Source organism: Kitasatospora sp. NPDC097691, from assembly GCF_040302665.1.
GTDB lineage: Bacteria > Actinomycetota > Actinomycetes > Streptomycetales > Streptomycetaceae > Kitasatospora.
The window spans coordinates 60,294-73,209 of sequence record NZ_JBEORY010000039.1; the positions used below are offsets into that span (position 1 = coordinate 60,294).

At 73.1% G+C, this 12,916-nt stretch carries 12 protein-coding genes; 1 reads left to right on the forward strand and 11 read right to left on the reverse strand.

The window, feature by feature from the left end:
* Positions 1 to 44 precede the first annotated feature (44 nt).
* From smc to ABTY56_RS24970, 4 genes are all read right to left on the reverse strand, one after another.
* Positions 45 to 3,665, reverse strand: a complete 3,621-nt coding sequence (gene smc / locus ABTY56_RS24955; RefSeq protein WP_350631346.1) for a chromosome segregation protein SMC — start codon at positions 3,663 to 3,665, stop codon at positions 45 to 47.
* Between the two features lie 161 nt (positions 3,666 to 3,826).
* On the reverse strand, positions 3,827 to 4,030 hold the full coding sequence (locus tag ABTY56_RS24960) for a hypothetical protein (RefSeq protein WP_030243474.1): 204 nt from the start codon (positions 4,028 to 4,030) through the stop codon (positions 3,827 to 3,829).
* A gap of 413 nt (positions 4,031 to 4,443) precedes the next feature.
* Entirely contained in the window at positions 4,444 to 4,743 is a 300-nt protein-coding gene (locus ABTY56_RS24965) for an acylphosphatase (RefSeq protein ID WP_350631348.1), read from the reverse strand.
* A gap of 142 nt (positions 4,744 to 4,885) precedes the next feature.
* Positions 4,886 to 6,229: a DUF4381 domain-containing protein gene (locus ABTY56_RS24970; RefSeq protein WP_350631350.1), complete on the reverse strand. Its 1,344-nt coding sequence runs from the start codon at positions 6,227 to 6,229 to the stop codon at positions 4,886 to 4,888.
* A gap of 353 nt (positions 6,230 to 6,582) precedes the next feature.
* On the opposite strand from ABTY56_RS24970, the gene ABTY56_RS24975 reads away from it, so the two are divergent.
* Positions 6,583 to 7,506 carry a DMT family protein gene (locus ABTY56_RS24975; RefSeq protein ID WP_350631351.1) on the forward strand — a complete coding sequence of 308 codons (924 nt, stop codon included), beginning with the start codon at positions 6,583 to 6,585 and terminating at the stop codon, positions 7,504 to 7,506.
* Between the two features lie 7 nt (positions 7,507 to 7,513).
* Here the strand turns inward: ABTY56_RS24975 and mutM are convergent, their stop codons facing one another.
* The 7 genes from mutM to rsmD form a co-directional block, all read right to left on the reverse strand.
* Positions 7,514 to 8,392 carry a bifunctional DNA-formamidopyrimidine glycosylase/DNA-(apurinic or apyrimidinic site) lyase gene (gene mutM / locus ABTY56_RS24980; protein WP_350631353.1) on the reverse strand — a complete coding sequence of 293 codons (879 nt, stop codon included), beginning with the start codon at positions 8,390 to 8,392 and terminating at the stop codon, positions 7,514 to 7,516.
* Positions 8,393 to 8,447: 55 nt separating this feature from the next.
* Positions 8,448 to 9,236, reverse strand: a complete 789-nt coding sequence (rnc, locus tag ABTY56_RS24985; protein ID WP_350631354.1) for a ribonuclease III — start codon at positions 9,234 to 9,236, stop codon at positions 8,448 to 8,450.
* A 20-nt stretch (positions 9,237 to 9,256) separates the two neighbouring features.
* The gene (rpmF, locus tag ABTY56_RS24990) at positions 9,257 to 9,430 is read right to left on the reverse strand and encodes a 50S ribosomal protein L32 (protein ID WP_188303282.1); all 174 of its coding nucleotides are present in this window, start codon (positions 9,428 to 9,430) and stop codon (positions 9,257 to 9,259) included.
* Between the two features lie 2 nt (positions 9,431 to 9,432).
* Entirely contained in the window at positions 9,433 to 10,077 is a 645-nt protein-coding gene (locus ABTY56_RS24995; protein WP_350631355.1) for a YceD family protein, read from the reverse strand.
* 163 nt (positions 10,078 to 10,240) lie between these two features.
* Positions 10,241 to 11,410 (reverse strand): F0F1 ATP synthase subunit B, encoded by a 1,170-nt coding sequence (locus ABTY56_RS25000; RefSeq protein ID WP_350631356.1) that lies wholly within the window; start codon positions 11,408 to 11,410, stop codon positions 10,241 to 10,243.
* A 204-nt stretch (positions 11,411 to 11,614) separates the two neighbouring features.
* The gene (gene coaD / locus ABTY56_RS25005) at positions 11,615 to 12,106 is read right to left on the reverse strand and encodes a pantetheine-phosphate adenylyltransferase (protein ID WP_350631357.1); all 492 of its coding nucleotides are present in this window, start codon (positions 12,104 to 12,106) and stop codon (positions 11,615 to 11,617) included.
* 50 nt (positions 12,107 to 12,156) lie between these two features.
* On the reverse strand, positions 12,157 to 12,738 hold the full coding sequence (gene rsmD, locus ABTY56_RS25010; RefSeq protein WP_350631358.1) for a 16S rRNA (guanine(966)-N(2))-methyltransferase RsmD: 582 nt from the start codon (positions 12,736 to 12,738) through the stop codon (positions 12,157 to 12,159).
* Between the last annotated feature and the right edge of the window lie 178 nt (positions 12,739 to 12,916).

The following is a 12,916-nucleotide window of genomic DNA, read 5'->3' on the forward strand; positions in this document are numbered from 1 at the left end:
CCAACCAGTATCCGTGACCGGAGCCCGGATCGACCGCAGCCGGACTACGCCGATACGGTCCGAACGATCCTCGGCCGCCGTTCCCTGTGCTCGTCCCGCAGCCGCTGGCTGATCACCTGCGAGATGCCGTCGCCCTTCATCGTCACGCCGTAGAGCGCGTCGGCGGACTCCATGGTCAGCTTCTGGTGGGTGATCACGATCAGCTGGGAGCTCTCCCGCAGCTCCTCCATGATCCCGATCAGCCGGCGCAGGTTGGTCTCGTCCAGCGCCGCCTCCACCTCGTCCATCACGTAGAACGGGCTGGGCCTGGCCTTGAAGATCGCCACCAGCAGCGCCACCGCGGTCAGCGAGCGCTCGCCGCCGGACAGCAGCGACAGCCGCTTGACCTTCTTGCCCGGCGGGCGCGCCTCCACCTCGACCCCGGTGGCGAGCATGTCGTCCGGGTCGGTCAGCACCAGCCGACCCTCCCCGCCGGGGAAGAGCCGGGCGAACACGCCCTCGAACTGGGCGGCCGTGTCGTGGTACGCCGAGGTGAACAGCTGCTCGACGCGCTGGTCCACGTCCCGGACGATGTCCAGCAGGTCGCGCCGGCCGCGCTTGAGGTCGTCCAGCTGCTCCCCCAGGAACCGGTGCCGCTCCTCCAGCGCGGCGAACTCCTCCAGCGCCAGCGGGTTGACCTTGCCGAGCTGCTGGTACGCCTTCTCCGCGGCCTTCAGCCGCTTCTCCTGCTCGGCCCGGACGTACGGGTACGGCTCCCCCGGCTCCTGGCCCTCCTCGGGCGTCGCGGGCGGGACGGGCCGGTCCGGTCCGTACGCGGCGAGCAGCTCGCCGCCGTCGATGCCGAACTCCTCCAGCGCGCGGGCCTCCAACTGCTCGATCCGCAGCCGCTTCTCCGCCCGCAGCACCTCGTCCCGGTGCCCGGCGTCGACCAGCTTGTCCAGCTCCTCCTTGAGGCCGCGGCCGTGCTCGCGGTGCTCCCGCAGCTCCTCCTCGCGCTCGGCCCGCGCCCGCTCGACGGCCTCCCGACCGGCGTCCGCGCGGGCCAGCGACACCTCCAGGCAGGCCAGCAGCTGCCGGGCGCCCGCCGCGACGGCGTTCGCCACCCCGGCGTCGTGCTCGGCCCGGCGCCGACGCTCCGCGGCCCGGTCGCGGGCCTCGCGCTCGGCCCGGGCGGCCCGGTCCAGCTGGTCCGCCCGCCCGGCCAGCGCGCGGACCCGCTCCTCGTGGGTGCGCACCGCGAGTCTGGCCTCCAGCTCGGCCTGCCGGGCGGTGCTCGCCGCCTCCGCCAGCCGCTGCTGCTCGGCGGCGTCCGGCTCGTCCTCCCCCGCGTCCGCCGACTCCTCGGCGGCGGCCAGGCGCTCCGCCAACTCCTCGGCGGCGTCCAGCAGATCGGCCAGGCCCTGCTCGGCGCGCGCGGCGGCGGCCGCCAGCCGGTCGGCCTCCCCGGCGGCGGCGCGGGCCTGCCCGCCGAGGCGGCCGAGCGCGCCCGCGACCCGGGCCTGCTCCTTCTCCGCCTGCCGCCGCAGCTCGCCGAGCCGCTCCAGCTCGGCGGCCGACTCCCGGCGCCGGTCGGTGAGTTCGGCCAGCCGATCCGCCGACTCGGCGCAGCGGACGGTGAGTTCCCCGATCGCCCGGGCCGCCTCGTCCACCGCCGCCTGGGTCTCCAGCAGGCTCGGCGCGCCGCCGGAACCGCCGTGCGCGAAGCCGGCGCCCAGCCGGTCACCGTCGGCGGTGACGGCGGTGACGGCGGTCGGCCCGGGACACCCGGCGGGCCCTCCGGGCTGCCCGGCGACCAGTCGCAGCGCCGCGTCCAGGTCCGCGACCACCGCCACCCCGGCCAGCAGCTGCCGCACGGCGGCGAGCAACTCGGCCGGACCGTCCACGAGTTCGGCGGCCCAGCGGGCCCCGTCCGGCAACTCACCTTCCTCGCGGGGAACTTCACCCGCGCCGGCGATCAGCAGCGCGGCCCGGCCGGCGTCGTCGGCGCGCAGCAGCCGCAGCGCCGCGGCGGCGGCGGCCGGCGAGTCCACGGCCACCGCGTCGGCCGCCGCGCCGAGCACCGCCGCCACCGCCACCTCGTACCCGGCCTCGATCCGCAGCAGCGCCGCCGCCGGACCGAGCAGCCCGCCCAGCCGCTCCCCCGCCGCCAGCAGCGCGCCGGTGCCGTCCTTGCGGCGCAGCCCGAGCGAGAGCGCCTCATGCCGTGCGGTGAGCCCGGCCCGCTCGCGCTCGGCGGCGCCGGCCGTCTCCCGGGCGGCGGCGAGTTCCCGCTCGACGGCGGCCAGCCGCTCGCGCGCCGCCCGGTACCCGGCCTCGGTCTGCTCTTCGTCGCCGGCCGCACCGTCCACCTGCCGCTGGAGCTCGTCCAGCTCGCCCTGCGCGGCCTCGGCGCGCAGCAGCGCCTCGTCCCTGGCCTCGGCGAGCCGGCCGATCTCGGCCTGGGCCGCGGCGGCCTCGGAGCGGGCGGCGGCGGCCTGCCCCTGCAGCCGGGCCATGCCCTCCCGCCGGTCGGCGATGGCCCGGGCGGCGTCCCGTAGCCGGCGCTCCTCGGCGGCCAGCTCGCGCTCCAGTCCGTCCTTGCGCTCGACCGCCTCGGCCAGCGCGTACCGGGCCTCCTCCAGCGCCTCGGCCAGCGCGGCCTCCTCCTCGCGGATCCGCTCGGCCTCCAGCTCCAGCTCCTGCGGGTCGCGCCCGCGCCGTTCCTCGGTCCGTCCCCCGGCGGCGGCGTGCCGGGCCCGCGCCTCGGCCAGCCCGATGGTGCCGCGGGTGCGCTCGGCGAGCGCGGAGAGCCGGTACCAGGTCTGCCGGGCGGTCTCCAGGCTCGGCCCGAGCCGGCGCACCTGTGCGTCCAGGACGTGCTCGCGCTGCACCGCGCGGGCCAGCTCCTGCTCGACGGTGGTCCGGCGCAGCCGCAGCGCCAGCTCGTCCGCGACCTCGGCCTCGACGGCCCGGCGGAGCGTGGACAGGTCGTCGGCGAGCAGCCGCAGCCGGGCGTCGCGCAGCTCGGCCTGGATCCCGGCGGCCCGGCGGGCGATCCGGGCCTGCCGGCCGAGCGGCCCGAGCTGGCGACGCAGCTCGGCCACCAGGTCCTGGACCCGGTTGAGGTTGACCTGCATCGCGTCCAGCTTCCGCAGCGCCTTCTCCTTGCGCTTGCGGTGCTTGAGGACGCCGGCCGCCTCCTCGATGAAGGCGCGCCGGCCCATCGGGTCGGCGTGCAGGACGGAGTCCAGCTGGCCCTGCCCGACGATGACGTGCATCTCGCGGCCGATGCCGGAGTCGGAGAGCAGTTCCTGGATGTCCAGCAGGCGGCAGGTCTCGCCGTTGAGCGCGTACTCGCTGCCGCCGTTGCGGAACATGGTCCGGGTGATGGTCACCTCGGCGTAGTCGATCGGCAGGGCGCCGTCGCCGTTGTCGATGGTGAGGCTGACCTCGGCGCGGCCGAGCGGGGCGCGCCCGCTGGTCCCGGCGAAGATGACGTCCTCCATCTTGCCGCCGCGCAGCGACTTGGCCCCCTGCTCGCCCATCACCCAGGACAGCGCGTCGACCACGTTCGACTTACCGGAGCCGTTCGGGCCGACCACGCAGGTGATGCCCGGCTCGAAACGCAGGGTGGTGCTGGAGGCGAAGGACTTGAACCCGCGCAGCGTCAGACTCTTCAGGTGCACGCGGCCGGTCTCCTCATCGCTCGCCAAGGGGCCCAGCGTGCGACTGTATCCGGAGTCGGACACGACGAAGGGACGCCACATCAGGGCGTCCCTTGCAAGCTGCGTCCCTTTCGGGGCGGCTCAGTGCACAGCGGCGTCGATCTGCGAGGACCGGGCGGGACTCAGGTGAGAGCCGGCTCCCGCTGATCCAGATCGATGCTGTTGAGCAGCGAGTGCTCGTCAGCGACAGCGGTGAGCGCGTCGTTCTCAGCCTGCATCCGAAGGAGCTCGGACTCAAGGTCCTGGACGCGCTGCTGAAGCCGTCGCATCTCGGAGAGCATTCGCGGGTCGGGGCCGCCGACGTACCCGAGAAGCGCCTTTGCCATGATGAATGGTCCTCCACGCTGAGTGACCGAACCGGAACGGTACAGGTCTAGGGGGAAGGGGGACGCACGCGCGGCGCGCCGCCGGAAGTGCTGGCTGGGCACTACGGCACAACCACCGTGAGCTGGGCTCACAGGGGCATGCGCCTGCCGGATCAACGCGGTCGTGTGCGCGGGCTTCCAGCGTCTCACCAAAGACGGAAAGGGTCAACACGATCACCGCACGCTACCGCGCCCCTGTCACCTGCCCGGCGGTGTGCTCACGCCTGGGGGTCGTCGGGAGGGGTCCACCACGTGCTCGTGGATCATCGTTCGATGCGGAGTCAACCACGAGTCTGCCCGGATGGCAACCTCGTGACACCGCCGGTTCGGGATCTTTTCCCGACGGGCCCGGCGGCGGGCCCGCGATCGGCGGCTCAGCGGATCTCGAAACCCTCGTAACCAGGGCCGACGGCCGTCCAGATCTCGGTCACGCCGCTGACGTTCCCCGGGGTCCCGCGGCCCCGCAGCCGGGCCAGCAGCTGCTCGCAGTCGGGCGCGAGCCCCTCCGCGACCACCTGCACCCGGCCGTCGCCGAGGTTGCTCGCGTAGCCGGTCAAGCCGATCTCCAGCGCCCGTGCCCTGGTCCACCAGCGGAACCCGACCTGCTGGACCTTCCCCCGGACCCAGGCGGTGACCCGGACCGGTTCCTCACTGTGGGCGTCGCGACCGTGCATGCCCCGACCCTAGCCGTCCGCGTGCCCGGTCACAGCTCGGGCCCGGTCCCGCACACGGGAGCGGCCCCGCCGGAGGAACCGGCGGGGCCGCGTGGGGTCGGGCGTACGGGTCAGGCCTGCGGGTCAGGCGTGCGGGTCGGGGCTACCAGTCCCCGCCGCCGAAGTCGCCGCCGCCGGAGTCACCGAAGTCGGAGCTGCCGAAGTCGGCCGCGTTGAAGTCGGCACCGGTGTAGTCGCCGCCCTCGTACTGGTCCTGGTAGCCGTGGTGGCCGCCGTCCATCATGGGCGCCGCGGCGTAGGCCGGGGTGCTCATCATCGAGCCGAGCACGGTGCCGACCAGCAGGCCGGGCAGCAGGCCGCCACCGAAGCTGCTGTAGTAGCCGCCCGCGTAGGGCGCGTACGCCGGGCCGGCGTTCCAGTACGGCTGCGGGCCCTGGTCGGTGTCGACCGTGCGGACGGCCGGGTCGAGGCCGGCCGCCACCCGGTCCGCATCGGCCTGGCAGACCGGGACGGAACGGGGGGAGCCGCCGGCCGGGGCCCAGTCGACGTCCTTGACGGACGGGCCGTGGCGCGGGTCCATGAAGCACGGGGGACGGCGCTCGGGCAGCGGGCGCTTGTCCCGCCGGGCGCTCAGGGTGGCCAGCGCGAAGCGGCCGTCCTCGATCGCCTCGGTGACCTGCTTGACGTCCTCCGGCCGCTTGGCCTCGTCCATCAGACGCTTGGACTTCTCGTAGGAGTCCAGGGCGTGGGTGTAGTCGGTGCGCTGGGCGTCGTCGGCATCGGCCGCGGCCGGGTTGAAGTCGAGCCGGTCCAGTTCCTCGCCGAAGGCGGTGATGTCCTCGTCCACGACGCGGCGCAGCTGGTCCAGCTCGGCGCGGGCCTGCTCCTCCTTGCGCTTCTTGGCGCGGCGGAAGAGGAAGAAGACGCCGGCCCCGGCCAGTGCCACCAGCACGACCGGGATGACCACCCAGGCGATCGAGGTGCTGTGGTTGACGCCCTCGCCCTTGGTCTGCGGGGCGGCCTGGTCGACGAAGTCGTTCAGGGTGGCGTCGATGTCGCCGTTGTGGGCGCGCAGGACGGCACCGGAGATCCGGGCGGGGGCACCGGCGGCCATCGCGCCCTTGTCCGCCTGGGCCAGGAACCCGTTGCCGCGCCAGACCGCGTAGACCCCGTCGATGCCCACCAGGGCGCGCAGGTCCGGGATGACGGTCGTCTTGCCGTAGGCCGGCGAGTCCGGGACGACGGCTATGAAGATCGGCTTGTCGGCCTTGTCGATCTTCTTGGTCAGGGCGTCGGCCTGGGCCTGGCTGAAGCGGTCGGTCATCGCCGGGTCGACGTAGACCTTCCCCTTCTTCAGGGCGGCGGAGGCGTCGCTCAGCCCGCCGGCAGCCGAGGCGGCCGGCGCCAGCAGGAGCAGCAGCCCGAGCAGCGCCGCCACCAGGGCAAGCGGCCCGGCGCCCCGGGAACGTCGTGCAAGGGTTCTCATGGCCCCGACGCTACCGCGAGTGGCGTCGAACCACGCCATACCCTTCGCATACTGGTAGGGGCGGGGTACCCCGCCGTCCGCCGGGTCCGCTCCCCTTCCCGGGGATGATGTTCCCCCCGGCCGACCCTGACGCGGGTGGGGCGGGGGAACCGCCCCGGGGCCCCGGACGTAGGTCCCGGCGGGTCCGGCCCGGCTCCGGGGGCACCGGAGGGGGCGTGCCGACCGTACCGGGCGAACGGGCATAGTGGTCCCGGAGCGCCGGTCCCATTGCCTGTTCTTGACTCGGCCCGTTCTCGACCCAGCCCCTCCTCGACCCAGCCCCTTCTCGACCCACCTCCCGATCGGAGCACTTGGTGATCATCGGCCTCGTCACCGCCGTGGCGGCATCCGCCTGCTACGGCACCGGCTCGGTCCTGCAGGCCGTCGGATCCCGCCGTTCCGCCCGGGAGGAGGCCGCCAGGGGCGCCACCACCTCGACCACCGAGCACGGCGGACCGAGCCTGTCCTCGACCGCGAAGGCCGCCGTCACCTGGGAGTTCATCCTCGGCACGGTGCTCGACCTGATCGGCTTCGGGCTCGGCGCGCTGGCCGCACGGCTGCTGCCGCTGTTCCTCTCCCAGACCATCATCAGCGCCAACCTGGTGATCACCGCCCTGCTCAGCATCAAGCTGCTGGGCATGCGGCTCAAGCGGCTGGAGTGGGCCTCGATCGGCGTGCTCTGCTCGGCGCTGGTGCTGCTGGCCGTCTCGGCGGGCCCGGAGGGCGGCCACCACGCGGCGATGTCCTTCCACTGGTGGCTGCTGATCATCACCACCGTGCTGCTGGCCGGCGGCAGCCTGCTGGTGCGGCGGATGGGCGCGAACGGCGCGATCGTCGCCGGTCTGCTCTCCGGCCTCGGCTTCGGCGCCCTGGGCGTCGGCGTGCGCATCCTGAACGGCGTCGACCCGTTCGAGCTCGGCACCCTGCTGTCCGACCCGGCGCTGTACGCGATCCTGGTCGGCGGCCTCGGCGGCATGTACATCCACACCGTGGCCCTGCAGATCGGCTCGGTGAACGGCGCGACGGCCGCACTGGTGGTCGGCGAGACGGTCCTGCCCGGCGCGGTCGGCGTGCTCTGGCTCGGCGACTCCTCCAAGGCCGGCCTGGCTTGGCTCGGCGTGGTCGGCTTCCTGCTCGCGGTGGTGTCCGCGGTCGGGGTCGCCTACTTCGGCCAGGACACCCACGGCACCCCCGACGGAACGGACGCCGGGCAACCCGAACTCGCCGGCCGGAAGTAGGCCCGGCTCAGCCCCCGCTGCGGGCCCGCGGCACGCGCTGGCAGCGGGGGCAGAAGTAGCTGGAGCGATTCATCCAGGCCGCCCGCCGGATCGCGGTGCCGCAGCGGCGGCAGGGCTCGTGCTCGCGCCCGTAGGCGTCGAGGTCCCGGGAGAAGTAGCCGCTCTCGCCGTTCACGTTGACGTAGAGGCTGTCGAAGCTGGTGCCGCCTACGGCGAGCGCCGCGGTCATCACGTCCCGGGCGTTGGCCAGCAGGACGGCGGCCTGCGGGCGGGTCAGCGTCGGGGTCGGACGGTCGTAGTGCAGCTTGGAGCGCCACAGCGCCTCGTCGGCGTAGATGTTGCCGACGCCGCTGATCAGGGTCTGGTCGAGCAGCGCGCGCTTGACGGTGGTGCGCTTGGCACGCAGCGCGGCCACGAAGGCCTCGTCGTCGAAGCGCGGGTCGAGCGGGTCGCGGGCGATGTGCGCGATGGAGACGGGCGTGCCCTCCGGGTCGCCCTCCTCGGCCTCCTCGACCGCCAGGCCGCCGAAGGTCCGCTGGTCGACGAAACGCAGTTCGCGCCCGCCGTCGGCGAAGCGCAGCCGGACGCGCAGGTGCGTCTCGTCCGGCACCGACGGGTCCTGGACGAGCAGTTGGCCGCTCATCCCGAGGTGGCCGATCAGCGAGAAGCCCGTACCGGTGCCCGCCAGGGGTACCCACAGGTACTTGCCGCGCCGCTGCGCGGTGCCGAGGGTGGTGCCGGTCAGCCGGGCCGTGAAGTCGGCCGCGCCGGCCGGCTGGCGGCGCACCGCGCGCGGGTGCAGCACCTGGACGTCGGAGACGGTCCGGCCGGCGACCCAGGCGGCCAGACCACGGCGGACGACCTCGACCTCGGGGAGTTCGGGCACGGGAAGGGGCCTCCTGCTTCGATACGGATCCGCAGGAGGAAAGGCTACTTCGCGATCACGCGCCGGCGGGCAGCCGGTCGGCGTACTTCTCCTTGATCGCGCGCCAGGCGCTCTCGGCGGCCTTCTGCTCGGCTTCCTTCTTGGAGCGGCCGACGCCGCTGCCGAAGTCCTCGCCGGCCACCCGGGCCGCCGCGGTGAAGGTCTTCTCGTGGTCCGGACCGGACTCCATGACCACGTACTCGGGAACCCCGATGCCCACCGAGGCGGTGAGCTCCTGGAGGCTGGTCTTCCAGTCCAGGCCGGCGCCCAGCTGAGAGGACTCCTCGATCAGCGGGTCGAACAGGCGGTGGACGAACTCGGTGGCGGCGTCCAGACCCTGGTCCAGGTAGACGGCCCCGATCACGGCCTCGACGGTGTCGGCGAGGATCGACGACTTGTCGCGGCCGCCGGTGCCCTCCTCGCCCTTGCCGAGCCGGATGAACATGCCGAGGTCCAGGCCCCGGCCGACGTCCGCGAGCGCGCGGGAGTTGACCACCGCGGCGCGCAGCTTGGCGAGCGTGCCCTCCGGGACGTCCGGGTGGACGCGGTAGAGGGTGTCGGTCACCACCAGGCCCAGCACCGAGTCGCCGAGGAACTCCAGGCGCTCGTTGGTGGGCAGACCCCCGTTCTCGTACGCGTACGAGCGGTGGGTCAGGGCACGTACCAGAAGGGCGCGCTCAAGCGTGTACCCGAGGCGCCCTTCCAGGACGTCGTATTCGGTCGAAGCCGGCCCGCCGGCCTTGCCGCCGCCCGAAGAACCCTTCGGGGCGGTGGACGCCTTGCGGGTGGAGTTACCGTCCGACATCGATCCGTACACCCCGCCGATCAGACCGAGAGGACCTGGCGACGGTTGTACGTGCCGCAGCTCGGGCACGCGATGTGGCCCAGCTTCGGCTCGTGGCAGCTGTCGCACGCCACGAGGGCCGGAACGACGGCCTTCCAGTTGGACCGACGGTGGCGCGTGTTGCTGCGCGACATCTTCCGCTTCGGAACAGCCACGGCTACTTCTCCTGGTTCTCGGCGAGACCCTCACGGGTGTCGCTGGTCTTGATCCCGTCACCCTCGTCGCCGGGGGCGGCGGAGAGTCCCTGCAGAGCCGCCCACCGGGGGTCGACGGCGTCGTGGTGGTGCGCCGGGTCGTCGCTCAGGCGCGCTCCGCACTCGGAGCACAGGCCCAGGCAGTCTTCCTGGCACACCGGCTGCAGCGGCAGTGCGAGCACCACCGCGTCACGCAGCACCGGCTGGAGGTCGAAGAAGTCGCCCTCCAGACGGTAAGTCTCTTCTTCCGAGTCCTCGTCGAGGTCCTCGGTCCCGGTGGTCCGGGCGCGGTGGCGCTCGTCGGACTCCGGGTAGTAGTACAGCTCCTGGAAGTCCACATCGACATCGAACTCGACGGGCTCCAGGCACCGGACGCACTCGCCCTCGACGTGGGCGTCGGCGGTGCCGGTGACCAGCACGCCCTCGACCACGGACTCCAGGCGGAGCTCCAGCTCGATCGGGCTCTTCTCCGGAACGCCGATCACATCGATGATCCCGAAGCCCTCGGGGGCCTCCAGAGTCCGGGACACCTTGCGCATCGAACCCGGGCGACGACCGAGCTCGTGCGTGTCGAACACGAGGGGGTCGCGGTGGTCGAGGCGGTTCACGGTGTCCTGACTTCCATAGGAAATGATCGAAAGATTCCCCATACAGGTCGGCGTTGCGCGGGCAAGCCGACAGCCGGACATGGGGATGCCGGAGTGGTCAGACTACCGGAGTCTCCCGCCAGGCCCAACTTCGGTCCCGTCAGGAGACTCCGCGACGGTCCGCTCAGCGGCCGCCGAGCTCCCGCAACCTGGTCATGTCGATCATGCTGGTGTCGAAGAAGCTGGTCTCGTCCAGGCCCTGCTGCTGCTGTTGCGGCACGGCCGGCGGGGCGGCGGGCGGCTGGGGGTAGTTGTAGCCGTCGTACTGCTGCGCGCCGTAGCCCTGCTGCTGCTGGTGCTGCGGGTAGGCGTAGCCGTCCTGCTGCTGGGCCGGGTAGCCCTGCTGCTGGTAGCCGTCCTGCTGCCCGCCCCACTGCGTGTTGTACGGGTCCCCCTGGCCGGCCGGGTCGTAGCCGCCGCCGTACACCTCCGCGTACTGGCCGCCCTGTTGCTGGGCGGCCGCGTACTGGTCGGCGCCGGGGGTCTGCCAGCCGGCCGCGGCCGGGGTCTGCTCGGGCCAGGTCTGCTGCTGCGGGACGTCCTCGCGGTACCAGGCGATGTCGTCGCCGTCGGCGTCCGTGGCGAAGCCCGCCGCGACCGCCTCGGCCCGCTCCTTGGCCTGCTGCGCCTCGTCGGCGGCGGCCAGGTAGGCGCCCAGCTCGTCGATGGGCCGCTTGCCGAGCAGCTTGTCGCGGCCCTTGCCGACGGCCTCCAGGGTGGCGCTCAGCACGTTCTCCAGCGTGGCGAGCTTCACATCGACGTACTCGTCCACCTCGGGGCTCGGGCTGATCCGCTGCGGCCGGAACTCCTCGGCGTCGCCCTCGCCGTCGTGCTCGCTCTCGAAGACGCCGGAGTCGCCGCGCAGCTTGGTGCGGCCGCGGCCGACCGCGCCGAGCGTCTTGGTCAGCACGACCTCGAAGTTGGCGAGCTTGCTGTCCACGTAGTCGTCGGCCTCGGCCCGCTTGGTGTCGACCTCGGTGCGCGCCTCGGCGAGGATCCGGTCCGCCTGGGACTGGGCCTGGCGGACCACCTCGGTGTCCGAGATCAGCGAGCCGCGTTCGGCGTGCGCCCCCTGGATGATCAGCTCGGCCTCGGCCTGGGCACCGGCCACCACCTGCTCGTGGTCGGCCATCACCGACTGGGCCTGGGCCAGTTCGGCGGGCAGGGCCGCCTTGAGGTCGTTGAGCAGGCCGATCAGCTCGGCCCGGTTCACCACGCAGGAGGCCGACATCGGCATCGAGCGGGCGTTCTCGACCGCCGCCACGATCTCGTCGACCTTGTTCTGCACGTCCACGGGGCTTCGTCTTTCCGTGTGCCGCCGACGGTCCGGCGGAGGCAGGCCCGGCGCGGTGGACCTCACCGCAGGGCAGGAATACAGACTGTACGGCCACCCCGGGGCAGGGTCACAACACCCGAGCCGAACCGGCCTCCCCGCCATCGGACAACACGTGACGAACCGGCAGAAACGGACAGTCGGCCCCGGAGGCCGCCCGGCCGACTACTGCTCGGCCCTGCGCTCCGCGATCCGCTCGACCAGCCGGCGGTGCACCGTCTCGGGCAGCAGGTGCGAGACGTCGCCGCCGTACGAGGCGACCTCCTTGACCAGCGTCGAGGAGAGGAAGCTGTAGGTCGGCGAGGTCGGCAGGAACAGCGTCTCGACGCCGGTCAGCCCGTGGTTCATCTGGGCCATCTGCAGCTCGTAGTCGAAGTCGCTGACGGCGCGCAGGCCCTTGACGATCGCCGGGATGCCGCGCTCCCGGCAGAAGTCCACCAGCAGGCCGAGGTGCGACTCGACCACGATGTTGCCGTACTTGGCAGTGGTCTCCTCGATGAGCTCGATCCGCTCCTCGATGGTGAACATGCCCTGCTTGTTCCGGTTGACCGCGACCGCGACATGCACCACGTCGTAGAGCTTCGAGGCCCGCTCGATGATGTCGAGGTGACCGTTGGTGATCGGGTCGAACGACCCGGGGCAGACGGCTCGGCGCATGGCGTGTGTGCTCCCTCGTGGGGTGACGGCTCTTGCGGGCCCGCGGCCCGCTACTCCTGCTGGTCGGCCGCGGCGGCGCGACCGTACCAGAGCGTGCCCTCGCCGTAACGGCGGGAGCGAAGCACCTCGAAGCCCTCGGGCCAACCGAACTCACCGCCGCGGGTGCTGCGCTCCACGGTGACGAGTGCGTCCTCCGCGAGCCAGCCCCCGGCCATGAGTGTGATCAGCATCTCGCGCAGTTCCTCGTCCGTCACGGCGTACGGCGGGTCGAGGAACACCAGGTCGTACGGGCTCTGCGGGGACGGGCCGACGATCACCTTCTCCGCCTTCGCGGCCCGCACCTCGGCGCCCGGCAGGTCGACCGTCCGGACGTTCTCCCGGATCACCCGGGCCGCCTGGCCGTCCGCCTCCACCAGCAGGACGTGCTCGGCGCCGCGTGACAGCGCTTCGAGACCGACCGCGCCCGATCCGCCGAACAGGTCCAGCATCCGGGCCCCGTGCAGGGTGCCGCGCAGTGCCTCCAGGGTGGAGAACATCGCCTCGCGGGCCTTGTCGGAGGTCGGTCGGGTGCCCCGGCCGGGCGGTACGGCCAGCCGGCGGCCGCCGGCCGCCCCGGCGATCACGCGGGTCATGGTGGTGGGAGGTCCTTTCGTCGCTGCCGACCACGCTATCCCGGCCGCCGCACCGGCCCCACACCGAGCGGGTGCGGCCCGGTGGACCGGTCCACCGGGCCGAGGTCTGCGCCCGGGTGGGCACCGCGATCACCTCGGCCGCGCTGACCATCGTCGCCGCCTTCGCCACCCTCGGCGT

What these genes read in the sequence shown, in the direction of transcription:
- ABTY56_RS24960 (WP_030243474.1), bottom strand. Translation starts at nt 4,030, where the DNA reads ATGGCAAAGGCGCTTCTCGGGTACGTCGGCGGCCCCGACCCGCGAATG.
- ABTY56_RS24965 (WP_350631348.1), bottom strand. Translation starts at nt 4,743, where the DNA reads ATGCACGGTCGCGACGCCCACAGTGAGGAACCGGTCCGGGTCACCGCC.
- rsmD (WP_350631358.1), bottom strand. Translation starts at nt 12,738, where the DNA reads ATGACCCGCGTGATCGCCGGGGCGGCCGGCGGCCGCCGGCTGGCCGTA.
- coaD (WP_350631357.1), bottom strand. Translation starts at nt 12,106, where the DNA reads ATGCGCCGAGCCGTCTGCCCCGGGTCGTTCGACCCGATCACCAACGGT.
- rnc (WP_350631354.1), bottom strand. Translation starts at nt 9,236, where the DNA reads ATGTCGGACGGTAACTCCACCCGCAAGGCGTCCACCGCCCCGAAGGGT.
- ABTY56_RS24970 (WP_350631350.1), bottom strand. Translation starts at nt 6,229, where the DNA reads ATGAGAACCCTTGCACGACGTTCCCGGGGCGCCGGGCCGCTTGCCCTG.